The sequence below is a fragment of the Mycolicibacterium llatzerense genome, assembly GCF_025331195.1.
GTDB lineage: Bacteria > Actinomycetota > Actinomycetes > Mycobacteriales > Mycobacteriaceae > Mycobacterium > Mycobacterium llatzerense.
Genome location: NZ_LXOV01000012.1, coordinates 75,769 through 98,630, shown reverse-complemented (window position 1 = coordinate 98,630; position 22,862 = coordinate 75,769). Strand labels below are relative to the sequence as shown.

General features: G+C 67.0%; 21 protein-coding genes. 11 read left to right on the top strand and 10 right to left on the bottom strand.

The features are described from left to right. Window positions 1–20 precede the first annotated feature (20 nt). Window positions 21–1,400 carry a cytochrome P450 gene (locus A7G45_RS15345; protein ID WP_260938455.1) on the bottom strand — a complete coding sequence of 460 codons (1,380 nt, stop codon included), beginning with the start codon at window positions 1,398–1,400 and terminating at the stop codon, window positions 21–23. Between the two features lie 109 nt (window positions 1,401–1,509). Between A7G45_RS15345 and A7G45_RS32530 the strand changes: the two genes are divergently transcribed. Beyond that, on the top strand, window positions 1,510–2,364 hold the full coding sequence (locus A7G45_RS32530) for an FHA domain-containing protein (protein ID WP_260938454.1): 855 nt from the start codon (window positions 1,510–1,512) through the stop codon (window positions 2,362–2,364). Here the strand turns inward: A7G45_RS32530 and A7G45_RS15335 are convergent. From A7G45_RS15335 to A7G45_RS32300, 3 genes are all read right to left on the bottom strand, one after another. Further along, a complete protein-coding gene (locus A7G45_RS15335) occupies window positions 2,358–5,462 on the bottom strand; it encodes an FAD-dependent oxidoreductase (protein WP_260938453.1) in 3,105 nt (1,034 codons plus the stop codon). The genes A7G45_RS32530 and A7G45_RS15335 overlap by 7 nt on opposite strands. Before the next feature lie 183 nt (window positions 5,463–5,645). Then, the gene (locus tag A7G45_RS15330) at window positions 5,646–7,052 is read right to left on the bottom strand and encodes an HNH endonuclease signature motif containing protein (protein ID WP_260938452.1); all 1,407 of its coding nucleotides are present in this window, start codon (window positions 7,050–7,052) and stop codon (window positions 5,646–5,648) included. A 108-nt stretch (window positions 7,053–7,160) separates the two neighbouring features. After that, complete coding sequence (locus A7G45_RS32300) at window positions 7,161–9,119, bottom strand: serine/threonine-protein kinase (protein WP_308204106.1); 1,959 nt, start codon at window positions 9,117–9,119, stop codon at window positions 7,161–7,163. A gap of 105 nt (window positions 9,120–9,224) precedes the next feature. Between A7G45_RS32300 and A7G45_RS15320 the strand changes: the two genes are divergently transcribed. After that, a complete protein-coding gene (locus tag A7G45_RS15320) occupies window positions 9,225–10,592 on the top strand; it encodes an FAD-binding oxidoreductase (protein ID WP_260938451.1) in 1,368 nt (455 codons plus the stop codon). Here the strand turns inward: A7G45_RS15320 and A7G45_RS15315 are convergent. Then, entirely contained in the window at window positions 10,567–10,842 is a 276-nt protein-coding gene (locus A7G45_RS15315) for a hypothetical protein (RefSeq protein ID WP_260938450.1), read from the bottom strand. The two genes, A7G45_RS15320 and A7G45_RS15315, sit on opposite strands and share 26 nt — an antisense overlap. A gap of 141 nt (window positions 10,843–10,983) precedes the next feature. On the opposite strand from A7G45_RS15315, the gene A7G45_RS15310 reads away from it, so the two are divergent. The 3 genes from A7G45_RS15310 to A7G45_RS15300 are packed head-to-tail and all read left to right on the top strand — an operon-like array spanning window position 10,984 to window position 13,914. Continuing rightward, complete coding sequence (locus A7G45_RS15310; RefSeq protein ID WP_260938449.1) at window positions 10,984–11,418, top strand: three-helix bundle dimerization domain-containing protein; 435 nt, start codon at window positions 10,984–10,986, stop codon at window positions 11,416–11,418. A 45-nt stretch (window positions 11,419–11,463) separates the two neighbouring features. Next, window positions 11,464–12,618: an acyl-CoA dehydrogenase family protein gene (locus A7G45_RS15305; protein ID WP_260938448.1), complete on the top strand. Its 1,155-nt coding sequence runs from the start codon at window positions 11,464–11,466 to the stop codon at window positions 12,616–12,618. Between the two features lie 9 nt (window positions 12,619–12,627). Then, complete coding sequence (locus tag A7G45_RS15300) at window positions 12,628–13,914, top strand: H(+)/Cl(-) exchange transporter ClcA (protein ID WP_260938447.1); 1,287 nt, start codon at window positions 12,628–12,630, stop codon at window positions 13,912–13,914. Between the two features lies 1 nt (window position 13,915). Here the strand turns inward: A7G45_RS15300 and A7G45_RS15295 are convergent, their stop codons facing one another. The 3 genes from A7G45_RS15295 to A7G45_RS15285 all read right to left on the bottom strand — a co-directional run bounded on the left by A7G45_RS15295 (window position 13,916) and on the right by A7G45_RS15285 (window position 16,451). Further along, window positions 13,916–14,929 (bottom strand): NAD-dependent epimerase/dehydratase family protein, encoded by a 1,014-nt coding sequence (locus tag A7G45_RS15295; RefSeq protein ID WP_260938446.1) that lies wholly within the window; start codon window positions 14,927–14,929, stop codon window positions 13,916–13,918. A 123-nt stretch (window positions 14,930–15,052) separates the two neighbouring features. Then, a complete protein-coding gene (locus A7G45_RS15290) occupies window positions 15,053–15,280 on the bottom strand; it encodes an Rv1893 family protein (RefSeq protein ID WP_260938445.1) in 228 nt (75 codons plus the stop codon). Window positions 15,281–15,479: 199 nt separating this feature from the next. After that, entirely contained in the window at window positions 15,480–16,451 is a 972-nt protein-coding gene (locus tag A7G45_RS15285) for an NAD(P)-dependent alcohol dehydrogenase (RefSeq protein ID WP_260938444.1), read from the bottom strand. Window positions 16,452–16,496: 45 nt separating this feature from the next. Between A7G45_RS15285 and A7G45_RS15280 the strand changes: the two genes are divergently transcribed. The 3 genes from A7G45_RS15280 to A7G45_RS15270 are packed head-to-tail and all read left to right on the top strand — an operon-like array spanning window position 16,497 to window position 18,572. Beyond that, window positions 16,497–16,886 (top strand): PPOX class F420-dependent oxidoreductase, encoded by a 390-nt coding sequence (locus tag A7G45_RS15280; RefSeq protein ID WP_260938443.1) that lies wholly within the window; start codon window positions 16,497–16,499, stop codon window positions 16,884–16,886. Window positions 16,887–16,942: 56 nt separating this feature from the next. Then, on the top strand, window positions 16,943–17,938 hold the full coding sequence (locus A7G45_RS15275; RefSeq protein ID WP_260938442.1) for an NAD(P)H-quinone oxidoreductase: 996 nt from the start codon (window positions 16,943–16,945) through the stop codon (window positions 17,936–17,938). A gap of 19 nt (window positions 17,939–17,957) precedes the next feature. After that, window positions 17,958–18,572: a phosphatase PAP2 family protein gene (locus tag A7G45_RS15270; protein WP_260938441.1), complete on the top strand. Its 615-nt coding sequence runs from the start codon at window positions 17,958–17,960 to the stop codon at window positions 18,570–18,572. Here A7G45_RS15270 and A7G45_RS32715 read toward each other — a convergent pair. Both A7G45_RS32715 and A7G45_RS15265 read right to left on the bottom strand, forming a co-directional pair. After that, window positions 18,523–18,714, bottom strand: coding sequence for a three-helix bundle dimerization domain-containing protein (locus A7G45_RS32715; RefSeq protein ID WP_377042006.1), 192 nt, complete (start codon window positions 18,712–18,714; stop codon window positions 18,523–18,525). The two genes, A7G45_RS15270 and A7G45_RS32715, sit on opposite strands and share 50 nt — an antisense overlap. 110 nt (window positions 18,715–18,824) lie before the next feature. Beyond that, the gene (locus A7G45_RS15265; RefSeq protein WP_260938440.1) at window positions 18,825–19,679 is read right to left on the bottom strand and encodes a universal stress protein; all 855 of its coding nucleotides are present in this window, start codon (window positions 19,677–19,679) and stop codon (window positions 18,825–18,827) included. Window positions 19,680–19,968: 289 nt separating this feature from the next. On the opposite strand from A7G45_RS15265, the gene A7G45_RS15260 reads away from it, so the two are divergent. From A7G45_RS15260 to dosR, 3 genes are all read left to right on the top strand, one after another. Next, window positions 19,969–20,967 carry an Acg family FMN-binding oxidoreductase gene (locus A7G45_RS15260; RefSeq protein ID WP_260938439.1) on the top strand — a complete coding sequence of 333 codons (999 nt, stop codon included), beginning with the start codon at window positions 19,969–19,971 and terminating at the stop codon, window positions 20,965–20,967. A gap of 293 nt (window positions 20,968–21,260) precedes the next feature. Next, window positions 21,261–22,118, top strand: a complete 858-nt coding sequence (locus A7G45_RS15255) for a universal stress protein (protein ID WP_260938438.1) — start codon at window positions 21,261–21,263, stop codon at window positions 22,116–22,118. A 75-nt stretch (window positions 22,119–22,193) separates the two neighbouring features. Next, a complete protein-coding gene (gene dosR, locus A7G45_RS15250) occupies window positions 22,194–22,841 on the top strand; it encodes a hypoxia response regulator transcription factor DosR/DevR (RefSeq protein WP_260938437.1) in 648 nt (215 codons plus the stop codon). The last annotated feature ends 21 nt before the right edge of the window (window positions 22,842–22,862 follow it).

Sequence of the window (22,862 nt, the reverse complement as noted above, 5' to 3'; positions counted from 1 at the left end):
ACGCCACCTGCGGCCAGCTGTCAGCGCGGGGCTACCGGGCACCTCGGCTGCGCGGTCTCGGCCGCCACCGGAAGCTGATGACGTGCGCGAACGGTGATGCGGGCGCCCTGGTCGGGGATCAGCGTGACGTGCTTGAGCCGCTGGCCCTCGCCGGCCGCGGCGGTGATTTCCAGCTCGGTGCGGCGCAGCACCTCCCGCAGCACGACGCGCATCTCGACCAGCGCGAACGTCGCGCCGAGACAGCGCCGGTTGCCGCCGCCGAACGGCAGCCACGTGGTCGGGCCGGGGACGGTGCCGACCATCCGGTCCGGGTCGAAGCGCTCGGGGTCGACGTATTGCGCGGCGCTGGCATGCACCAGACCGACGCCCGGCACGACCATGACGCCCTTGGGCAGCCGGTAGCCGCCGATCTCCACCGGCTCGGTCAGCACGCGGCCGACGTCGTAGACCACGGGGCGAATACGCAGCACTTCGCGCACGATCGCGTCGAGGTACTCGTCGCCGGCCGGATCCCCTGCCGCACTCGCGTGGGCGGCTGCCACGGCCTTTTCCAGCGCATCCGGGTGCCGCGTCAGGCGTTCCAGAGTCCAGGACAGGGCGGTCGCGGTGGTGTCGTGGCCGGCGGCCAACAGCGTCATCAATTGGTCGCGCAGCTCGCGGTCGGTGATGTGCCGGCCGTCCTCGTCGGCGGCCCGGATCAGCATCGCCAGGACGTCGGTGCGCTGGGCGAGCTCCGGGTCGGCCCGCCGTTCGGCGATCTCGGCGTAGAGCAGCGCGTCTGCTGCCACCAGCCGCTTCTTCACGACGGTCCATGGCCACACGCGGTACAGCTGCGGGCGTGCGATCGACAGTGCCGCAACGCCGTTCAGATCAAGGAGCTTCGGCAGCGCGGTGCGTAGCGCGGCGAGACGGTCCGGATCGGTCGCGCCGATCACCGTCTGCAGGATCACTTCGAGCGTGAGCGCCGACATGTGCGGCGCCACCGCGAATTCTGTTCTCACCGGCCAGTTCTCGATGGACTCCACGGCGATGGCGGCCATCGCGCCCGTCTGCCGGTCGACGGCGCCGCGCGTGAACGGTTTGAGCATCAACCGCCGCCGGTCGGCGTGCACCTCGTCGTCGACGACCAGGACCGAGTGCTCGCCCACCAGCCCCTTGAGCATCGAATTCGCCTCGCCCGCATGGAAAATGTGCGGATCGCCGGCGAACACCTGCTTGATGTGGTCGGGATCGGTCAAGTAGACGAAGGTCCCCAACGAGACGATCCGCAGGGTGAACATGGCACCGTATCGCCGCTCGCATTTGGCGACGAAACCCGGCCAGTCCCGCAGCAAGAGTGCGGCCTGAGCCGCCGCCGGCAGCCGCGGCCCCGGAGGCAGATAGGTTCCTCGATGACGCATGTTGGCTCACCCCCATCGGTAAGCCGACTCTACCCATTCGCCACATGGCACGGGGTCGGACGCTGACTTATCATCAGCATCTGCGGCACACTACCGAGGCGGCGACAAGGTGGAACAGAAGCGGCACTACGTGGCTATCGGCCGCGGCGAAGGTCTGGTCGCCCGATTCGGTGACGTGCTGGCGTACATCGCCGACGGCGCCAGGGCCCGTCCTCTCCTCCAGGTGCTCACGACCGCCCCGCCGCCGGCATTGCCCCACGCGCTCGCCACGTTGGCGTCCGGGCCGGAGTCCGACGCCGTGCCGCCGTTCGGCGCGCTCGTGCCGGCAGGCGACGGGCTGCACATCATCGTGCGCGGCGAGGTGATCGCCGACGTCGAGGCGGGCGGCGGTCACCGGCGGGTCAGCGCCGGCGGCCGGCCGTTGGTCGACGAGATCGTCGCGCCGTGGTTCGACCGGATCACGATCTGCACCGCCACAACGACATTCGTGCCCTGCGCGGAGACCGATCTGGTCGCCGGGGTGGTGCCCGGTGCCGGCTTCGTACTGCAGTCGAGTCGGGCGCGGTCGGCTGCCCAGCAGTCACCACCGCAAGCACCCGCGACCACGCGGGCCCGTCCCGTCACCGGAGCGCTGACCGCTGACGACGGGGCCGTGTATCCCTTGGACCGCACGTACATCATCGGCCGCAACCCGATGGTCGACCCCGCGGTGACCAGCGGAGTGGCGACACCCATCAGCCTGCCCGACGACCCGCAGGTGTCCCGGGTCCACGCGTATGTCACGGTCAACGGCGGCATGGTGTTGATCCGCGACGCGGGAACCGCCGCCGGCACCCACATCGCGGCGCCGGGAGACCACGTCTGGACGCAGATCGGCGACCAGCCCTTCGAGCTGCTACCCGGCTGCTACCTGCGGATCGGCCAGAAGATCCTGACGTACGACGTGTCCGCCCACGGTCAGTAGGCAAGCCTGTCGGCGTCGGACAGGATGTCCCAGGCGCCGGTCCGCAGCACCCCCAGCGCCACCGGCCCGACTCGTCGCTGCTCGCGGACCGCTTTCTGCACAGCCGCGAGGTCGGCCGGATGGTGCCCCAGCACCGTGGCACCGACGGCGCGGCCGCGTGACACCACGAGCCGGCGATAGGACGGCAGCGCCGGCCGCTCGATGACCACCACGTCGTCACCCGGGCCGGGGTCCACCGGACCGATCGAAAATAGCTCCAATTCAACGCCTTTGAGGATGGTCGGTGGCGTCTCGACCGGGACGGTCCGGTCACCGCCGAGCGCATTGACGGCAGCTACCTCGGCTTGTTCCGTGGCCACCGGCCATAAGCCGAGCACCCGGCCGCCGTGCTCGGCCACGTCGCCGGCCGCGTAGACGCCGGGCACCCGGGTCTGCATCCGGTCGTCGACCAGTACCCCTTTGCCGACGGGAAGGCCGGCGTCCCTGGCCAATTCGATGTTGGGCCGGATGCCGGTAGCGGCCAGGAACACCTCGCACGACAGGATCCGGCCGTCCTTGAACCGCACCCCGGTGACGGCGGGGTCGCCCCGCACTTCCGCGGTTTCCGCCTTGTGCGTGATGGTGATTCCCGCCCTGGCGAAGTGCTCGGCCACGAGCTGCGAGCAGCGCGCGTCGATCTGCTTGCTCAGCAACCGGGTCCCGCGTTCCAGCACCGTCACGCGCAGCCCGAGCTGATGTAGGCAGTAGGCCGCCTCCAGCCCCAGCAGGCCACCACCTGCCACCACCGCATGCCGGGCCCGACGCTCCTGCACGTAGGAGCGGATCCGCATCGCATCGGCCGCCGACCGCAGCACGACGCTGCCGGGCCGGTTCAAGCCGGGGATGTCGGGCACCGCGGCACTGGACCCCATCGCCAGAACCAACCTGTCGTAGGGCAGCTTCTCACCGGTGCCCAACCGCACCAGCTGGGACCGCAGATGGATGCCGGTGGCCCAGGTGTTCAGCCATGCCGTGACGCCGTGCTCGTCGTACCACTGCTCGGGCAGCAGGTACAGCCCTTGCATCGCGGACCTGCCGTACACCAGCCGCGAGATGCCCATCCGGTTGTACAGACCGTGGGGTTCGGCTCCCACCACATGGATTTCGCAGTCGGGGTGCCCGCGGCGCAGGAAATCCGCGGCCGTCACTCCCGCGATGCCGTTGCCGATCACCACGACGCTGACGATCGAGCGGTCGTAGCCGACCGGCCTGCTCGCGGTGGTGTCGGCGCGTTCGGGCGTCAGCGACACCGTCACATCCCCGCCCTGAATCCGGGCGCAGCATGCCATTCGGCTGGACTTGCCGAGCCCCAGTCGGTTCAGGGTCTTGAGCTCGTCTGCCTCGGCTGGTGACAGACAACCCATCCCTTCGACGATCGATACCGGGTCGGCGCCGCACACTCCCATCCGGCAGCCCGCCTCGATCGCCTGCCCGCTGCTCTCCGCGACATCGAGCAGACTCATCCCGATATCGGCCCCGACGGGGTCCGATCCCGATTCGAAACGCACTCGCACAGCACCGCTTTCGGCGGCAGGGCCGGCCGCGGGGGCCGGCATCGTCGGCGTGTTCAGCAGCACCGGTTCTGCACGGGCACCGGTGAGATAGGCGAACTGCAGTTCGCTGACCCGGGTGCGAGCCAGCCACCACAGCGTCAGGACCGCGATCATCACGGTGATGGGCCACCGCAACCAGGGCGCGTCGACGCCGGTGATCTGTCGTAGGGAGTCGGTGAGGATGGGGCCGGAGAACCAGTAGTAGGCGTTGATCGCCACTGCCGCGAAACCCGCCGTCAGCATCGCCTGGCTGAGCGGTGTGACGGCCTGCAGCACGTAGCAGAGTCCGACGCTCACCAACACGAAAAGCGCCAGCACACCGTACTTTTCGGTCGCCGTCCCACCATGCTGGGCATGCACAGTGAAGAAGCCGATGATGAATCCCGGTAGGGCCGCTGCGAACAGGACGCGCGGCGCGCTCCACCGGGGCTCGGGGTCCGCCATGTCGGCCTGCCAGGCCGCCCGGGGTTTGAAGTCGTAACAGTTCTTCGCACATCCGACGCAGGACTCGCAGTGACTGTTCGGCGACGTGACATACGGCGTCTGGCCGTAGGTGCGCTGCAGCGGCAGCAGCGGGCAGATGCTGGAGCACCAACCGCTCTTGCCCTTGAACGCCAGACCCCCGGCGAAAGCCGAGGCGATGATCACCGCCAGCACCGCACCCATCGCCGGGCCGTTGCGGTCCAGGCCGACCAGTCGTGCCCCGGCGATGCCGAAAAAGAGGGCCGCAGCGATCAGGAACCCGTTGCGCGTCCACCACCCCGGCGCGGTGGCGGCCCGGCTGAAACCGGCCACCCGCGGCAATTGATTCGACGCCGACAGCGGGCAGATGTTGCGCCACACGCCCGGTGCGATGAAGAACAGCGCCGGCCACAGCGGCACGATGACATGGAAGAAGGCGAACAGCCCGGCCGCGGGCCGCACGAACATCATGACCACCACCGCGAGGTACGCCAGCACGCTGCCGACGCGGATCGCCTGCCACACCCGGCGCGAAATCGTTTGCGGCAGTTCGGTGTACGGCGGAAACAGGTCCTTGGTGCCAGTGGGATCGATACCCAGCGCCCGCTCCGCCAGCCGCAGGCCCGCCGGCCGTACGGGGGCCCCCGCGGCTGCGGGGACCGGGACCTCGAGGAGATTCACCATCTGCATGGTCCGCGTCGGATCATGGGCGACCGCGGCGGCCGGCGGCTGATCCGCGGCCAGCGGTTTGGGAGCGTGCAGCACGATGATCTCGGTGCGCCCCAACCGGATCACGTCACCGGTCGACAACGTGCCCCGCCCGGTCAGCGCCACGCCGTTCACGGTGCTGCCGTTGCTGCTGCCGAGGTCGACGACCGACAGCGCCGTCGGGCTCGGCACCAGGCGCAGATGTCGGCGGGACACCTCACCGTCGGCGAGGTTGATGCCGTCGCACTCGCGGCCGAACAGCAGCGGCCTGCTGAGCGTCAACCGGCGAGCCGGCCTGCCCCATTCGCGGACCTCGATCACCGGCGGCTCGGCCATGGTCAGCTCCCCGAGAAGTCGTCACCACGCGGTACCCGCATACAACTCAAGGTCAGCTTAGAGCTGCCGGAGTCGATCCGCTGACCAATCCGCAGTTGTTGGCGGGCAGCCTTGGCTGAGGCTGGCCACCATCCGATGGACGGCTATCCACGGCGCAACACCCCGCGGCGCTGTGGTGACCAACTAGCCTGTCGGACTGTCACTTTCACCGTCGTCATCGCCCTCACGCTCGGTCGGGTACAGCGTGGGGTGGTGGTACTGATTCGTTCTCGGCTGTCCGACGTCCAGTAGTGGTGGTGGGGTCCAGTGGGTGCGGCCGTCAGAGCCCATGGTGGTGGTCCAGCCGCCGGTGTCGGCGAGGCGGTTGTCGCGGCCGCATGCCAGGGTCATGGTGTCGACGTTGGTGAGGCCATCATCGCGCCAGTTGGTGATGTGGTGCACCTGCGAACGCGAGGCGGGGGCGGTGCAGTTGGGTTTGGTGCAGCCGTGGTCGCGGGCGAACAGGGCGAGGCGTTGGGCGGTGCTGGCGGTGCGGGCCGCCCGGCCCAGATAGAGCGGTTGGCCGGTGTGGTTGTCGAAGACGGCCAGGTAGCTGTCCGAGCCTTGGGCGGCCATCCGGATCAAGTCTTTGACCGGCAGTGTGGTGCCGGTGTGGGTGAGTGCCACCCCGGCACGTTTCTCCAGCTCGGTGATGGTGGTGGTGGCGACCACGGCGACCGGGAATCCGTTATGCACACCGGGTGTTCCGGAGGCCAGCATCGTCCGGCCCACCATTTTGAACGCGTCGTACTGGCGTTGCGCCAGGGTGCGGGTGTCGTTGTCGATCTGCTCAGCCGTCGGCGTACCTGACAGGCAGGGCTGCGGGTCGGCGGGGTTGCACATGCCGGGGGCGGCGTATGTGTCGAATAGTGCCTGCCAGTAGGCGCGGCCTTCGGGGTCGAGTTGGGCGGTGACGTCGGTGCGGCCGTCGGGCCGCTGCTTACCCATGACGAATGACCGTTTCGGGTCGGGCTCGTCGTCATCGTCAGGCTCGGGACCATCCTGATCCAGCCGGTACAACAAGTCGTTGGCCGCCCGCCGCAAGTCCTCGGGCGTCTTGACCCGGGCATCGGCCACCAGATCGACCTGGCACTGCAACAGAGTGGCCGGGTCCACCCACAGCGGCACCTTCTCAAAGAAGTAGGTGATCACCTGCACGTGCTCACCGTTGATCGCGCCTTCGGCCAGGGCGGCGGCGACCAGTTCCCACACCGGACCCAACGGCTCGCCGGTGATCGCCGACCGCGGACCCAGATTGTCGCAGTCCCGCACCCGACGGCGGGCCTCCTCGCGGCTGATCCGGTGCCGGACATGCAGCACCTCCGGCCAGTCTTTGGCCCCGATCTCCTTGGCGGTGGCCTGCGTCTGCGCGGCGGCCAGGATCTGGTGATCCACCGCCTCGGCGGCACACTTCACCGTTTCGCGGCGCGACATCAACTCCAACAGGGTCCGCACGTCCAGGCCGGTGTAGTCCAAGGCGGCGATCCGGGCCGCGGCGGCTTCGTACTCGGCGTACGCCTCCTCGATCACGGCCGGATCAGTCAATCCCATACTCGAACACTAGTTCGAGCCACCGACAAGAAATCGCGGAACGTGTGACGCTAGTTACCTACTGTGACCAGCGAAAACAAAGTGACCAAAGTTTTTCGATAATTGAACTCAGTCACCGGTCCGAACGAACTTGTCGGTGAAGTCACCGCCTTTGCACTCCCCGCCGGTCGAGGTATTGGTACCGCGACCTTCCAGGGTCCGAATCGGGTCCTGCAGATCCGTCGGCAGCGGATATTCGGCGGCGATCTTGACGTGCGTGGTCCCGCCGAGCGCGCACGGGACCGTCCCTTCCTCGGTGCGCGTCCACTTGCCGGCGGCGAAGACCAACGTGACCACACCATCCATCGCATGGAACGCACTGATGCACCGATCTCCGGTCCGCAGGCATTGCGTGCGGACCTGTAGATCCGGCGCACCCGGGCCGAAGCCGCCGCTCGAATAGACGACGTTCTCGTGGTAACGGCCGTGCAGTGTCGAGGCCGGTGACGTGGTGCGCGGCGGCAGGCCGGCGGGGTCGGGCACACCGCTCAGCTCGCCGTCACCGATGCGGGTGAACGTGACCGTCCGCTTGACGCTGCTGCACCCGTTGACAGAGCTTCGGGTGGTCTCGCCGGCCAGGGTGCCGTCGGGCTTGGGCGTCAAGGTGAAGACCACCCACACTTCGGTGGGCGGCTCGCCCGGGGCGTCAGTGCACTTCACTGCCCCAGTCGCGACCGCGACCCAGTCACCGGAAATCTGGTCGAACGTCATGTTCGACACCACGGGGATGGAGCTCTTGCCGGTGTACGACGCATTGGCGATGCACCCGTTGGACCCGCACGACGAGCGCACGCCCCACTCACCCGTCATTGCCGGCCCGCCGGGGATCACCGTTCCTTCCAGATCCGTGGCCGGCCCGTAGTCGGCACGGTAACTGCCGCTGAAACCGGTGCCGGCCGCGGTCGCGGTCGGGCTGGGCGCGGCCGGCTTCCCGCCGGGATGGTCGGGCCGTCCGAGTAGCCGCACCCCGGCGAACACCCCGCCGGCGACGACCAGCAGGGCGACCACCGCCAGGACAGCGATGAGCGCGCCCGAGCGGGACGAGCGGGTCGGCGGCGGACCGAACTGGGTAGGCGGGTTCAGCGACGGCTGGTTCGGGTGCGGCGGTGGCTTCAGCGGTGGTGGGTTCAGCGGTGGCGGCGCAGGCGTGGCCGTCGTCGGCTGGTTGCGAAAATCGTTGGACGCCAGCGGCATCGGCCGCAATGCCTGTTGTTGGAGGGCCTGCGCGAACTCCCCGCAACTGGCGAATCGGGCGGCAGGCGTCTTCGACATCGCCCGGGCCAGCACCGGGTCCAGGCCACGCAGTTCTGGGCGGTGCTCCCCCAACGAGGGCGCAGGGGCGGTGACGTGTTTGGTGATGACGACCGCCGGATTGCTGTCCGCATACGGCGGGTTCCCGGTCAGCAGCTGGAATGCCGTGCACGCCAAGGCATATTGATCGGTGCGGCCGTCCATCCCCTCACCCCGGAGCTGCTCCGGCGCGGCGTACGCCACCGTCCCGACCGCCATGTTCGTCGCAGTCAGACCGGACGCGTCGTTCATGGGCCGGGCGATCCCGAAGTCGGCGAGGAAGATGCGTGACGTCTCGGCGTCCAGCAAGATGTTGGCCGGCTTCACATCTCGGTGCAGCAGCTCACGCCGGTGCGCGTGGTCGAGCGCCGAGGCCACGGCAGTGATGATCGGCAGCGCCACCTCCGGCGGCATCCCGGCGGGATAGTGGTCGCGCAGCAGCTGCGCGGCATCGGTCCCGGCCACGTAGTCCATCGAGATCCAGAGCTGGCCGTCGCACTCCCCCCGGTCGTGGACGCCGAGGATGTTGGGGTGCGACAACGTGGACACCAGGTCCGCTTCGCGCAGGAACCGCGGTCCGTACTCCGGGTCCACGGTCAGTTCGGCCGACAGCACCTTCACCGCGTCCAGGCGCGGCAGCCGCGGATGCGAAGCGAGATACACACTGCCCATGCCGCCCGCGCCCAATTTCCGCCGGATCGTGTAACCGGCGAAAACCTGACCCTCGGTGAGCAACACGGGCAAATCGTAGGCCCGCCGTGGTGCCTACGCAGGCAACGCGGACAAATCCGCCCAGCGGACCAGTTCGGCCCATCGCAGTCCCGGTGTCGATACAGTCCGACGATGCACGCCGCCGCGCTGAACCGTCTCGCCGACGCTTTGCCGGTCGGCGCACTGATCACCGACCCGGACATCATCGAGCGCTACCGCCGGGATTCAGCGGCCGACCCGAACGCCGGCACTCCGCTCGCCGTGGTGCGCCCCGCCGGCACTGCCGACGTGCAACACGTGCTGCGGTGGGCCTCCGCACACCGCATCGCCGTGGTGCCGCGCGGCGCGGGATCGGGCCTGTCCGGCGGCGCCGACGCCGTCGATGGCTCGGTGGTGCTGAGTACCGAACGCATGCGGGACATCCGGATCGATCCGGCCACCCGGACCGCGGTGGTTCAGCCGGGCCTGACCAACACCGAAGTCAAGCGCGCGGCCGCCGGACACGGCTTGTGGTACCCGCCGGACCCGTCGTCCATCGACATCTCCTCGATCGGCGGCAATGCCGCGACCAACGCGGGCGGCCTGTGTTGCGTGAAGTACGGCGTCACGGGTGATTACGTGCTCGGCATGGAGGTGGTGCTGGCCGACGGTACGGCGCTGCGGCTCGGCGGGCCCCTGCTGAAAGACGTTGCGGGACTGTCCTTGACGAAGCTGTTCATCGGATCGGAGGGCATTCTCGGTGTCATCACCGAGCTCACGCTGCGGTTGATCCCGACCCAGCCGCCGGCTTCAACGGTGGTTGCCGTGTTCGACTCCGTCGCCGCCGCCGCGAACGCCGTCGTCGCGATCACCGCCGAAATCCGCCCGGCGATGCTGGAATTCATGGACCACGCGAGCATCAACGCCGTCGAGGACCACCTGCGCATGGGCCTCGACCGGTCCGCCCGAGCCATGCTGCTGATGCAGTCCGACGCGCCGGGGGCCGCTGCCGAGGAAGTGGCGTCCATCATCGCCAACTGCGAGAAGTGCGGTGCCACAGACATTTTCGCCACCGATGACCCGGCCGAAGGCGCGGCGTTCACCGCGGCCCGCCGCGGCATGTTCGGCGCGGTCGAGAAGCTCGGCAGCCTGCTGTTGGAGGACGTGGGCGTCCCGATACCCCAACTGCCCGCGATGGTCACCGGGGTCGAGGACATCGCCGAGACGTGCGACGTGCAGATCTACATGGTGGCGCACGCCGGGGACGGCAACACCCATCCGATCATCGTGTACGACCCCACCGACCCCGATGCCACTGACCGCGCCGAGCGCGCGTTCGCGCGCATCATGGAGCTGGCCATCGGGCTCGGCGGCACCATCACCGGCGAGCACGGCGTCGGACGCCTGAAACGGGACTGGCTGCCCAGTCAGCTCGGCGACGACGTCATGGCGTTGACCCGGCGCATCAAGGATGCGCTGGACCCGCAGGGCATCCTCAACCCTGGTGCGGTACTGCGGTAGTCACCTCGACGTGGGCCCGGACCCGTCCAGCGTCGTCGCACCAGCCCTTGCTCGCGGCGTACGCCAGCATTCCGCCCAGGTGCTGCCGCCACTCGTCGTCATCGCCGCGGCCGGCCAGCTCGGTCAGCACGTCCGGCGCGATCCACGCGTGTTCGGGCACCTCGATGACCACCTTGAAGGCCGTGAAATCGTCTGGTTCCCGCACCTCGACGACCGGTGGGACCTGGGCGGGGTCGATATGCAGGTACATCCGTGCTCCTTCGCTGACAATCGCTCAGATTCTGCGGGCGGCCGGTGCCGGTCGATCCCGGTTGTCCCACAGCGTGGCCCGAAAAGTCGATCTCACGTGCGCGTCGCCTGGAGGTAACCAACGATCCGTACAGTCGCTGTCATGTCCGAAGCACCCATGAGCCTCACCGAGCAGACCTTCCGGGATCTGCTCACCGCGGCCATCACGCGGGGACACCGGCCGCCACCCACCACCATCCTGGGCCCGACCTGCTGGATTGCGATCGACGTGCTCGCCCGCGAGCACCCGGATGCCACCCCCGAACGGGTCGTCGCCGCGTTCGACGCGTTCGCCATCGAGCACCTGGAGATCGACCGGACCGAGTCCCCGGCCGACGTTGATCCGGTCACCGCGCGGGTGGCCGAATACGCCGCCATCGACGCACTGGTGGCCCAGCTGAGCATCACATATCCGAGCATCGATCCCAGAACCGTGACGGCCGTCGTGCGCCGCATTCACGCCGATTTCCACGATCACGCTGTGCGGGACTTCATCCCGCTGTTCGTCGAGCAGGCCGCACACCGGAAACTCGCCTAGCTCGACCGGCATCCAGAGCGGCCGCACCCTGGCAAGGTAGTGCCCGTGTCCACTCATCTGACGGCCGAAGAGGCCATGCTCGTCGAGACCGTGCGCGCGTTCGTCGACCGCGACGTCAAGCCCACGGTGCGCGACGTCGAACACGCCAACACCTATCCCGAGGCGTGGATCGAGCAGATGAAGCAGATCGGCATCTACGGACTGGCCATCCCCGAGGCGTACGGCGGTTCCCCGGTATCGATGCCGTGTTATGTCGAAGTGACACAAGAACTCTCACGCGGCTGGATGAGCCTCGCCGGCGCCATGGGCGGCCACACGGTGGTGGCCAAACTCATCGGTTTGTTCGGCACCGAGGCTCAGAAGCAGGCGTATCTGCCGCGCCTGGCCACGGGCGAGCTGCGCGCGACCATGGCCCTCACCGAGCCCGGCGGCGGCTCGGATCTGCAGAACATGTCGACCACCGCGTGCCTGGACGGCCCCGACCTGGTGATCAACGGCGCCAAGACGTGGATCAGCAACGCGCGCCGGTCCGGCCTCATCGCGCTGCTGTGCAAGACCAACCCGACCGCAGAGCCACGGCACAAAGGCATTTCGGTGGTGCTCGTCGAACACGGTCCCGGCCTGACGGTGTCGCGCGATCTGCCCAAGCTGGGCTACAAGGGCGTCGAATCTTGTGAGCTGACATTCGACGGCTACCGCATACCCGCGTCAGCGATCCTCGGCGGTGAACCCGGTAAGGGCTTCGGGCAGATGATGAAAGGCCTTGAGACAGGCCGGATTCAGGTCGCCGCACGGGCTCTCGGCGTCGCTACCGCGGCGCTGGAGGACGCACTCAAGTACGCGCAGGAGCGCGAGAGCTTCGGTCAGCCGATCTGGCAGCACCAGTCGGTCGGCAATTACCTGGCGGACATGGCCACCAAGCTGACGGCCGCCCGTCAACTGACCCGGTACGCCGCCGAGCGCTACGACAGCGGCGAACGCTGCGACATGGAAGCCGGTATGGCCAAGCTGTTCGCATCCGAGATCGCCATGGAGATCGCGCTCAACGCCGTCCGAATCCACGGCGGCTACGGCTATTCCACCGAATACGACGTCGAACGCTACTTCCGCGACGCCCCGCTGATGATCGTCGGCGAGGGTACCAATGAAATCCAGCGCAACGTGATCGCAGCGCAGTTGGTCGCCCGCGGTGGGCTGTGATGGATTGTGATGCGTAGGGTACGCGCCGCCGACACACTCGGTTTCGTCCTCGCCGCGGCCGTCGTCGGGGCGTTGACGGGTTTGGCGGCGGGCAGCTTCCGGGTGCTGCTCAACTACGCGACGCAGTGGCGCGCCTCCCTGTCGCACTGGTCCCACGAAAGTTGGTGGGGCCCTGTCGTCGTCGTGGCCATCTGCGCCGTCTGCACCGCGGCTGCCGCCTCGCTGGTTCGCCGCGTCGAACCGAACGCCGAGGGCAGTGGCATTCCCCGCGTCGAGGCCGTCGTCGCCGGCCGCGCCGAACCGGGCCGCTTCCGAATCCTGCCCATCAAGTACGTCGGTGGGCTGCTGTCCCTGGGTTCGGGCCTCGCCCTCGGGCGCGAAGGGCCGTCAGTGCAGATGGGTGGCTCCATCGCGATCATCGTGGCGTCGGCGACGCGCCGTTCCCAGGCTGACCTGCGCATTCTCGCCGCCGCCGGAGCGGCCGCCGGTTTGGCGACCGCGTTCAACGCCCCGATCGCCGGCGGGGTGTTCGTGCTGGAGGAGCTCGTCAAACGCTTCGATCCGCGCACCACGGTCGCCACGCTGGTCGCCTCCGCGTCCGGATTCATGGCGGCCTACCCGTTCGTCCGCTCGGGCAGCGAGTTCCAGGTGCCGGCGCTGGCCGATCCTCAGCTGGCCGGCTCCGGCTGGGTGCTGGCCGTGGGCGTGCTCACCGGCGTCCTCGGAGTCCTCTATAACAAGGCCATCATGTTCGGCCTCCGCACGGCCGATACCAGCCGCTGGCCGGTCGAGGTCCGCGCCGCACTCATCGGTGCCGGCGTCGGGGTCCTGGTCTGGTACTCCCCCCATCTGGCCGGCGGCGGCGACCAACTCACGCAGGAAGCACTCCTCGGCCACGGCGCCATCGGTGCCGTCATCGCGGTGCTGGTGCTGCGGTTCGTCCTCGGTGTGGTGTCGTATGCCGCGGGCACGCCGGGCGGTCTGTTCGCCCCGATGCTCGTGCTCGGCGCCGACGTCGGATTGATCGTCGGCCTGATCGCGGCCCACCTCGCGCCGCATTCCGCGCCCAGCCCGGCCGCACTCGCCCTCATCGGGATGGCTGCGTTCTTCACCGCCAGCGTCCAGGCGCCCGTGACGGGCCTGATCCTCGCCACCGAACTCACGGGCAGCACCAACCAGCTGCCCCCGATGCTCGGTGCCTGCGCGACGGCGCTGCTGGTCGCCATCGCTCTCGGCTCACGCCCGATCTACGATCTGCTCACCGACCGGGCTGCCACTGCGGCTGCTACGCCATAGCTCAGCGGAGGTTGCCGGCGTATCTGCTTGCCAGCGCACCGATGTCGATCAGCCACAGCAGGGTGTCGCGCGCGGTCTCTTCGAACGGTCGGGCCACGATGCCCAATTCTTCGGTGGTAACCGTCGTGTCGAATCGGGTGTCCCGCTCGGCCAGTTCCACGGTCTCGACGTCCGCGGGCAGGTGGATGTTGTCCGGCAGCACCTTGTTGAGCAGTTCGGCGAGCTGAGTGAATGGCTTGGCCACGATGGTGGGTGTGCTGACGAATGGCAGCCACCGCCCGGTGATCTTGTGCAGGGTCCCGTGCATCAGGTCACCGTCGAGGTGATGACCGGGCACCACGTACCGCCGCGGCCCGTGACCCGCCACCATGCAGGCGGCGACGACGTCGGCGACGTCGCGGACGTCGACATAGTGGGCGCCGCCGGTCGGCCATACGGGCAAGCGCCCCTTGATGATCCACATGAACAGCTCAGCCTGCGTCCCCAGGTACGGATCGTGCGGCCCGAACACCCCGCCGGGATACACCGACACCACCGGCGCCCCGATCGACTGGAGCGCCCGAACTTGTACTTCTGACTCACGTTTCGACTTGGCGTACGGCAGATCCACGTCACCCAGCGGCAGATCGGGTCCGCCGCCATCGCGACAGGTCAGTGCCACCGTCGACGAGATGTGCACGATGGGATCGAGACCGCGCTCCACCGCCCCGCCCACCACCAGTTCGGTGGCGCGCAGATTGGTCCGGGTGATCTCCGTCGCCCGGCGCGCGTCGAGACTGAACACGGCGGCCGCGTGCACCACCGCGTCCATGCCGTCGAGAGCCGCCGCCACGACATCGGCATCCAGTACGTCCCCGACCACGATGTCATCGACCGAAACATCCAGCGGTTCAAGCGATATCGGTACCTGCTCGGCACGGCGGACCAGCATCCGCACGTCGTGTCCATCGCGGATCAGCGCCGCGACGATATGCGCACCAACGTAGCCGGTCCCTCCGGTCACGAGAACCTTCATCTTCCGTCCTTCCCAGGGACTCGTCGGCCAGCATTGGTCTGGCGACGACCCTGACAAGGTCGCTGGGCCGCATCGCCGCCCGCACCCTATCCCTGATCAGCAACTATTCGCTGGAAAAACGTGTCACGCTTCGGCGTCACTATCACCATCATTTCCGGTGACGATCTCCTTGAGCTTGTCGACCGCATGGGTGCCGATGTCGACCGAGTTGTGGACGATCCCGGAAATCCCTTCGGCCACATCACCTCTGATGATGTCAGCGGCGTTGTCGACGATGTCCGACGCCTTCTCGACGGAATGAGCGACTACGTCACGGACCGCGTCGAACGAGTCCTTGGGGTTGAGCGGCATCGCGATCTCCTCCGGTTGACGGTTAGCCAAAACGGTAGACCCCGAACCTTCCCGATATCCGGGAACGTACCGACTGCGTGACCGCCTCTCGCGTCGAGAATGAGCTTGTGTGCCAATCTCGAATCGATCTGGCACACAAGCTCACTTTCACACTAGAGCCCGGCAGCCACTGAATACCCAGGCGCTCAACGTGTCTCAATCAGGGATGCAGGATCAGCTTTCCGGTCATCCGGTGGCTTTCGCTGAGGTCGACGGCCTCTTGCAGACTGGTCAGCGGCAGGTGCTGGGCGATGTTCACCGTGAGTTGGCCCGCGCCGGCTGCCGCCATCAGCGGTGCGAGCCGGTCGCGGGTCGGTCGTCCGAGGATCGTCCGCGCCTGAAACGGCGGGATGAGGGTGTACACGGCGTCGGCGACATTGTGCATCGACACCATCACATACCGGCCCTGCGCGGACAGCAGCGACAGGCACTTTCGGCGGGAGTAGGCATCGGCGCAGTCAGCGACGATCTGGAACGGCCCGTACTGACGGGCTTGTTCGAGGACGTCGCCGCGGGTGTAGTCCAGCACGATGTCGGCGCCCAGTTCCTTGACGAGTTCGACGTTCTTGGTCGAACAGACGCCGACGACGACGGCGCCTTCGTGTTTGGCGATCTGCACGGTGAGTTGACCGACGGCACCGGAGGCGCCGAGCACGAGAACCCGGCGTTGCGATGGCTCGACGCGGCGGATGTGGCCGATGTCCACCACGGTGCGGTGGGCGGTGACACCCGGAATGGCCAGGGCGACTGCGGTATCGAGATCCACGGCGTCGGGGACATGACATACCTGGTCGGCACGCACCACGGCAGCTTCTGCGAAACAGCCGCGCTGTCCGCGCGAGAAGTCGGTGCTGCCGACCACCCGGTCGCCGGGCCGCACGTCGCGCACCTTCGGGCCGACCGCGTCGACGGTGCCGGCGAAGTCCAGGCCCAGCACCACCGGCGGTTTGGGACCGAGCACCCTTGCCAGCAGCCGCATCGGTGGCGCGATAAGCATCTGGCAGTCCGCGGGGTTGAGTCCGATGCTCTGCACTCTGACCCGGACCTCCTCCGCACGGGGTTCCGGTGTCGGCAGCTCGATCAGCTCAAGCGGCTCCCCGGTGTTCCAGCTGCGTTGCGCCATCGCCCTCATGACGCAAAACTCTATTCGGTTGGGATGAGCGAAAAGGAGAGCGCCATGGCACCGGATTGGGATGTCGTCGGCCGAGCGAACTACGTGTCGTTCACCAGCTACCGCAAGGACGGCACGCCGGTGTCCACCCCCGTGTGGATCGCCCCCGCCGACGGCAAGCTGTATTTCTTCTCGGAGGTTGACGCGTACAAGGTCAAACGCATCCGCCGGAACGCATCAGTCACCCTGCAGCCCTGTGATATTCGCGGGAAGATCCGTCCGGGCTCGCCCATTGTCGAGGGCACTGCGCGGGCACTGGGATTCGACGACAATCCGAGGGTCCGCAAGATCGTCAATCGCAAGTATTGGCTGCTGGGACCGCTGAGCGAATTCGCGGTCTGGCTGACCCGCCGTCAGCAGGCATCGTTCGCGATAGAGGTATCGCCCCGCGGGTAACCAACGACCGCGAAACACGTACGCGACGCGATTCCCCGTCCCTGGAGGCAAATAGCATGTACGCGATAACACTCAATGGTCATGGTGGCCCTGAGGTGATGGAGTGGGCCGAGGTCGACGACCTGCCCGCACCGGGCCCTGGCCAGGTCGCCATCGACGTGGTGGCGGCGGGGGTCAATCGCGCCGACGTCATGCAGCGCATGGGCTTCTACCCACCGCCGCCCGGGGCCAGCGATATCCCGGGCCTCGAAGTTTCCGGCTACATCGCCGAAGTCGGTGCCGGCGTGCAGGATTGGGCACCCGGCGACGCGGTGTGCGCACTGCTGGCCGGCGGCGGCTACGCCGAACGCGTCAACGTGGCCGCCACCCAGGTGCTCCCGGTGCCGCAGGGCGTCAGCGTCACTGCCGCTGCCGCGCTGCCCGAGACCGCGGCCACCGTGTGGTCGAACGTGGTGATGACCGGTGGCCTGCAGAGCGGACAGACGCTGCTGATCCATGGCGGTGGCAGCGGAATCGGCACGCACGCAATACAAGTGGGCCGTGCGTTGGGGGCCAACGTGGCGGTGACGGCCGGCACGCAGTTCAAGCTCGATGCCTGCCGCGAACTCGGCGCGCAGACCCTGATCAACTACCGCGACCAGGATTTCCCGGCCGTGGTCAACGCGGAGTACTCGGGCGCCAACGTCATTCTCGACATCATGGGCGGCAGTTACCTGGGCAAGAACGTGGAAGCCCTGGCCGAGAACGGTCACCTGACCATCATCGGGTTGCAGGGCGGCGCGGTCGCCGAACTCAATCTCGGTGCGCTGCTGTTCAAACGGGGCTCGGTGCATGTGACGAACCTGCGTCGTCGGCCCGAAGACGGACCCGGGTCGAAGGCCGAGATCATCAGCGCACTGCGGCAACAGCTGTGGCCGCTGATCGCTGACGGTGCGGTGGCACCGGTCGTCGCGGCCGAGGTACCGATCACCGATGCGCCGGAGGCGCACCGGTTGCTCGACTCCGACAAGACAGTGGGAAAGGTCCTGCTCACCGTTCCGGGTACCGACTAGCGATCCGAGAGCACCCGCCGTGAACCTCGATGTACGAATCTTCTACGTCATCAACGATTTCGCCCGCGACACCCCGTGGCTGCATCCGTTGATGACCGCGTACGCCAACGACGGCGTGCTCCTTTTCATCGCCTTGTGGCTGGGCGGGTGGTGGCTCGCCCGCACGGGCGGAAATCCGATGGCGATGGCGGCCGCGCTGTGGACACCGCTGGGAGTGCTGGCCGCCCTGGTGGTTTATGACCCGATCGCTGTGTACGTCAACGAAACCCGCCCGTGCAACGCACTGCGCAACATCGTGGTGCTGCACTGCAATACCGACGGCGGATTCCCCAGCATCCACGCCGTCATCGCGGCGGCGGTCGCGGCAGGACTGTGGCTGGTGAACCGCCGCCTCGGCCTGGTGGCCGCCGTGGCCGCGGCGGTGATGGCGTTTGCGCGCGTCTACGTCGGTGCCCACTATCCGAGCGATGTCCTTGCGGGCTTGGCACTCGGCATCGTTGTCAGCCTGGCCGGATACTTCCTGTTCCGACCGCTTCTGCGGCGATTACTCGAACTGATCGACAGAACGTCGCTACGCGGCCTGGTCACCACGACGGCTCGAGGTTCGACACATCGGGATGGGCACGGGCCATAGCCGCCGGAGGGCAACCCCGTTCGCCACGATCACGCCGGATGCGGTCGCCGACGATGCGCTCGACCAGCAGTGGAACGAACGCTTGAATGCGAGCGTCCACGAACTGAGTCGCAGCCTCCCGACACCAGCCCATGATCTCCACGTCCCGCGCAGCATCGTTGCGTCCCTCGCGCCGGGCGAGTTTCCCGGCAACCTCGGCAACCCAATCTGTTGCCGATCGGGTGGACCGGGTCTGCTCGTGCAGTACCTGGGTCACCGCTGCCCTACTGTCAATGGCTCGATCGAACCCTGTTGGCAGGCAACTCCATTGCCAGTCGATGCATGGGCAGAAGGCCGGACGAACAACAGCGTGCAGTCCGAATGCTTCAAAGTCTTGCGCATCTGACGGCTGGTCAGCTCCTCCACCAACTCGCGGCGATCTCCCGGCACGATGACCAGCTGGTCGATGCACGCGCTCTGCCGCAGCAGGTCACTCAGGTGCCCTGGCATCGCCAGGGTGACCGACCGGATGTGACTGCTTTCCGCATCTTTCAAGTATCGTTCCAGGGCCGCATGCACCGGATGCTTGACATGGACCGGCTCACTCGAATGCGACCAGGGCTCCAACATCAGAATTGGCGCGTTGCGCCATGTCGAGTCGGCCTCGGCGGCCTTCAATACGGCGGTGGCAGAGACTGACTCGTCCAACACCGCCACGATCCACTTGCGATGGTCGAAGTCACGGTGAGTCCGGCGGATGATCGCGACAGTGCCCGGCGCGTTCCGGGCGACCTGAGCAGCCGTGGATCCACGGGCGGCATCAGGCGTGTCATGTGTTCCGCGGTCGCCGACACAGACCATCGACGCGCGACGAGACTCTTCGGCGAGGCATTCAACCGGGCTGCCGGAAAGAATCTCCGATTCGAGTTTGACGTCGATGCGCGTATCGGCCAACGCTTTCCATGCCTTGTGTAGCGCGTGCTGTGCTCGGTCGATGTTGGCCTGCCGCTCAGCATCATCTGCATCGATGACGTAGACCAGCCGCAATGTGGTGTTCTGACTCGCCGCTTCGAGCGCAGCCCACCGCGCCGCACGCAGCGCGTGTTTGGAGCCGTCGATACCGACCACGACCGGTTCGGCTGAAGCTGGGATGTTCATCGGATATCCGTGTGCCATGGCGGCAATCCTCCATTCCGGCCACCCTGAGATCGCTTGATCTCCAGTCACATCTGACCTCTCCGCACGAACCCGGCATAGTGTCAAAGGTCCCTGGCGAGATCCGAAAAATGCCCTGTCGTGCGAGGGATGGCGGCCTGTCTGCCGGCTGCTGAGGTACTGATGACTTCCGACCCTGGGAGAAGCGTCCAAACCGGGGCAGGCTTCACAGTGCACGTCGCGCTGCCGAGAAGGGCATCTCATGACGAGAACCTCGATTCCACTTCAGGAAGTCAAAGACGCGGTCCTGCTGGCCTGTCGGGCGCCGTCATTCCACAACAGTCAGCCGTGGAAGTGGGTTCTCGAATCCGCCACGCTGAAGCTGTATCTCGATACCGGCCGGCTGGTCACCACCGACAGTTCTGGGCGCCAGGCTCTGTTGAGTTGCGGCGCAGCACTGGATCATCTCCGCGTGGCGATGGCCGCAGCCGGCTGGACCACCAACGTCGACCGATTTCCCAACCCGGACGATCACCACCATCTCGCCGACATCGGCTTCCGGCCGGCCAGCGGTGTCACTGCCGCACAACGGCGTGCCGCAGACGCAATATTGTGCCGACGCACCGACCGACTTCCGCTCGGCGCGGTCGACGATCGGTCGGCATTCGACGAACTGCTGCGGCTGGCCGTGGGCAATCGTCCGACCCACGTCGACGTCTTGAGCGCCCAACAGCGCACCAATCTTGCGGAGGCCTCGCATCTTGCCGAAGTCCTCAGAATGTACGACGCCGCCTATCACGCCGAATTGGACTGGTGGACTGGGTCATTCGGCACCACGACGGGCATTCCACACAGTGCGCTGGTGTCGGCTGCAGAAAGTGACCGGGTTGACATCGGACGGGCGTTCCCGGTCACCAATACCCGCGAGCGACGCCAACACGCGGGAGATGACCAGGCCACCGTGGCGGTGATCTCCGCGCTCGGCGACACCCGTGGGGACATTTTTGCGTGCGGCGAGACCCTGTCGGCAATCCTGCTGGAGGCCACCATCGCGGGCCTAGCAAGTTGCACGCTCACCCATATCACCGAGCACCCGGCCACCTGCGACATCGTCAGCACGCTCACCGGTCACCCGCTGCCACAGGTGTTGGTCCGCATCGGCACCGCTCCAGCCCTGGATGACGTCCCACCACCGACACCGCGACGCCAGTTGTCGGATGTCTTCCGTTTCCGGCCAGATCGCTCGCACAATCGGAATTGACGGCGGAGCGCTCGATTCCGTTCTGCCTGCACGCCACTTTCGCCTCAACCGCGCGGTTACACACAGTGCGGCTGCAAGTGCGACGCCGGTTGCCAGCAGCTTCTTCATGGGTTCGACGATGGCAAGCCACCCGGCTGCGCGCTAGAGCACATGGACCCATGGTCGCGGACAACCGGCCTGGCACGACGGGTCACTGTGGCATGCGACTAGGGACCAATTCCCCTGCCGCCGGCAGCGTCATCACACCTACCGTCGACGAATAGTCAGTTCGGTGATGTCAGGAGAGTGTGGAGATGTACAAATCAGCTTCTCCGTCGTCGGCCGTCGTAGTCGGCATAGACGGCTCACGCTGGTCGGTGGACGCTGCCCTGTGGGCGGTCGACGAAGCCGTCAGTCGCGATGTGCCCCTGCGCCTGCTCTACGTGGTCGAGCCACGGGGCAATGGCGCTGTCGATCCGCAGCAGGAAGCTCAAGACTTGGCGTGCGCCGACGTTTCCGTGCGGCGGGCGTTGGTCGCCGTCGAGTCCACCGACAAGCCGGTCAAAGTGGAATGGGAAGTCCTGCAAGGCCATCCGTCACAGGTTCTGCTGGACGCAAGCCGATCAGCTGATCTGCTGTGTCTGGGCTCGCTCGGCATCGCGCACGCGACGGGGCACCGCCTCGGTTCCACCGCGGCGACTTTGGCCACGGCTGCGCCGTGTCCGGTAGCCATCGTTCGGAGCGGCAGCCAGCACGCGACGACGCGGCCCCGGCACGTCGTTGTCGAAGTCGACGAAGGCCCGGACAGCACCGTTGTCCTCGATGCCGGGATCAGCGAAGCTCGGCTCCGCGGCGCGCCTCTGACAGTGCTCGCAACGCGGCAGAACTCACACCCGGACGATCGGCAGAAGATCAAGGACGAAGGGGCCTGTGCGCGTCTGGACAAACGCCTCGCCCGTCACCGCACAGCCAACCCGGACATCGAGTTCAACCCCGTCGCCATCCACGGGTCCACCATGAATTATCTTGATCGCCAGTCAGATTCGATTCAACTGCTGGTAATCGGCAGACGTCGGAGGCCGGGGATGGGCGAGATCGTAGGGTCGGCGCGCTCAGGCTCCGCCCAGGTGAACTGCACGGCACTGATTTGCCAACATAACCAGCGCTTGTAGCCGCAGCCTGGCCTATCGTCATGAGCAGGACTTCAACACGGACAAGCACGCCGGCGGCGTTCAGAAGGGCAAGGAATGGTCACAGTATTTCTCGTCGATGACCATGAGGTCGTACGGCGCGGACTCATCGACCTGTTGAGCGCGGACTCTGATCTGCAGGTCATCGGCGAAGCTGGAACCGTGGCGCATGCGCTGGCTCAGATTCCCGCGCTCAAGCCCGATGTCGCTGTCCTCGACGTCCGTCTACCGGACGGCAACGGCATCGAACTATGCCGGGACCTGCTGTCACGCCTGCCCGACCTGCGTTGTCTGATGTTGACGTCGTTCACCTCCGACGAAGCCATGCTCGACGCAGTCCTGGCAGGGGCCAGCGGCTATGTCATCAAGGACATCAAAGGCATGGAGCTGGCCGAGGCGATCAAGGCCGTCGGCGCCGGACGGTCGCTACTCGACAATCGTGCCGCGGCCGCGTTGATGGCCAAGCTCCGCAACGCAGCCGAGCGGTCGGACCCGCTTTCGGGACTGACCGATCAGGAGCGAGTGCTGCTGGACCTGCTCGGTGAAGGATTGACCAACAAGCAGATTGCTGCACGGATGTTCCTTGCGGAAAAGACGGTGAAGAACTACGTCTCACGTCTGCTCGCCAAACTCGGCATGGAACGGCGAACCCAGGCGGCGGTATTTGTATCAAAATTGGACCGACCGCAGCGCTCGGACTACTGATACGCACTCGGCGTCATATTC

Coding starts and splice junctions, on each gene's coding strand:
- A7G45_RS15315 (WP_260938450.1), bottom strand. CDS start 10,842: ATGTACCTGCATATCGACCCCGCCCAGGTCCCACCGGTCGTCGAGGTG.
- A7G45_RS15345 (WP_260938455.1), bottom strand. CDS start 1,400: ATGCGTCATCGAGGAACCTATCTGCCTCCGGGGCCGCGGCTGCCGGCG.
- A7G45_RS15320 (WP_260938451.1), top strand. CDS start 9,225: ATGCACGCCGCCGCGCTGAACCGTCTCGCCGACGCTTTGCCGGTCGGC.
- A7G45_RS15280 (WP_260938443.1), top strand. CDS start 16,497: ATGGCACCGGATTGGGATGTCGTCGGCCGAGCGAACTACGTGTCGTTC.
- dosR (WP_260938437.1), top strand. CDS start 22,194: ATGGTCACAGTATTTCTCGTCGATGACCATGAGGTCGTACGGCGCGGA.
- A7G45_RS15295 (WP_260938446.1), bottom strand. CDS start 14,929: ATGAAGGTTCTCGTGACCGGAGGGACCGGCTACGTTGGTGCGCATATC.
- A7G45_RS15335 (WP_260938453.1), bottom strand. CDS start 5,462: ATGGCCGAGCCGCCGGTGATCGAGGTCCGCGAATGGGGCAGGCCGGCT.
- A7G45_RS15260 (WP_260938439.1), top strand. CDS start 19,969: ATGACGAGAACCTCGATTCCACTTCAGGAAGTCAAAGACGCGGTCCTG.
- A7G45_RS15285 (WP_260938444.1), bottom strand. CDS start 16,451: ATGAGGGCGATGGCGCAACGCAGCTGGAACACCGGGGAGCCGCTTGAG.
- A7G45_RS15310 (WP_260938449.1), top strand. CDS start 10,984: ATGTCCGAAGCACCCATGAGCCTCACCGAGCAGACCTTCCGGGATCTG.
- A7G45_RS15330 (WP_260938452.1), bottom strand. CDS start 7,052: ATGGGATTGACTGATCCGGCCGTGATCGAGGAGGCGTACGCCGAGTAC.
- A7G45_RS15255 (WP_260938438.1), top strand. CDS start 21,261: ATGTACAAATCAGCTTCTCCGTCGTCGGCCGTCGTAGTCGGCATAGAC.
- A7G45_RS15275 (WP_260938442.1), top strand. CDS start 16,943: ATGTACGCGATAACACTCAATGGTCATGGTGGCCCTGAGGTGATGGAG.
- A7G45_RS15300 (WP_260938447.1), top strand. CDS start 12,628: ATGCGTAGGGTACGCGCCGCCGACACACTCGGTTTCGTCCTCGCCGCG.
- A7G45_RS15290 (WP_260938445.1), bottom strand. CDS start 15,280: ATGCCGCTCAACCCCAAGGACTCGTTCGACGCGGTCCGTGACGTAGTC.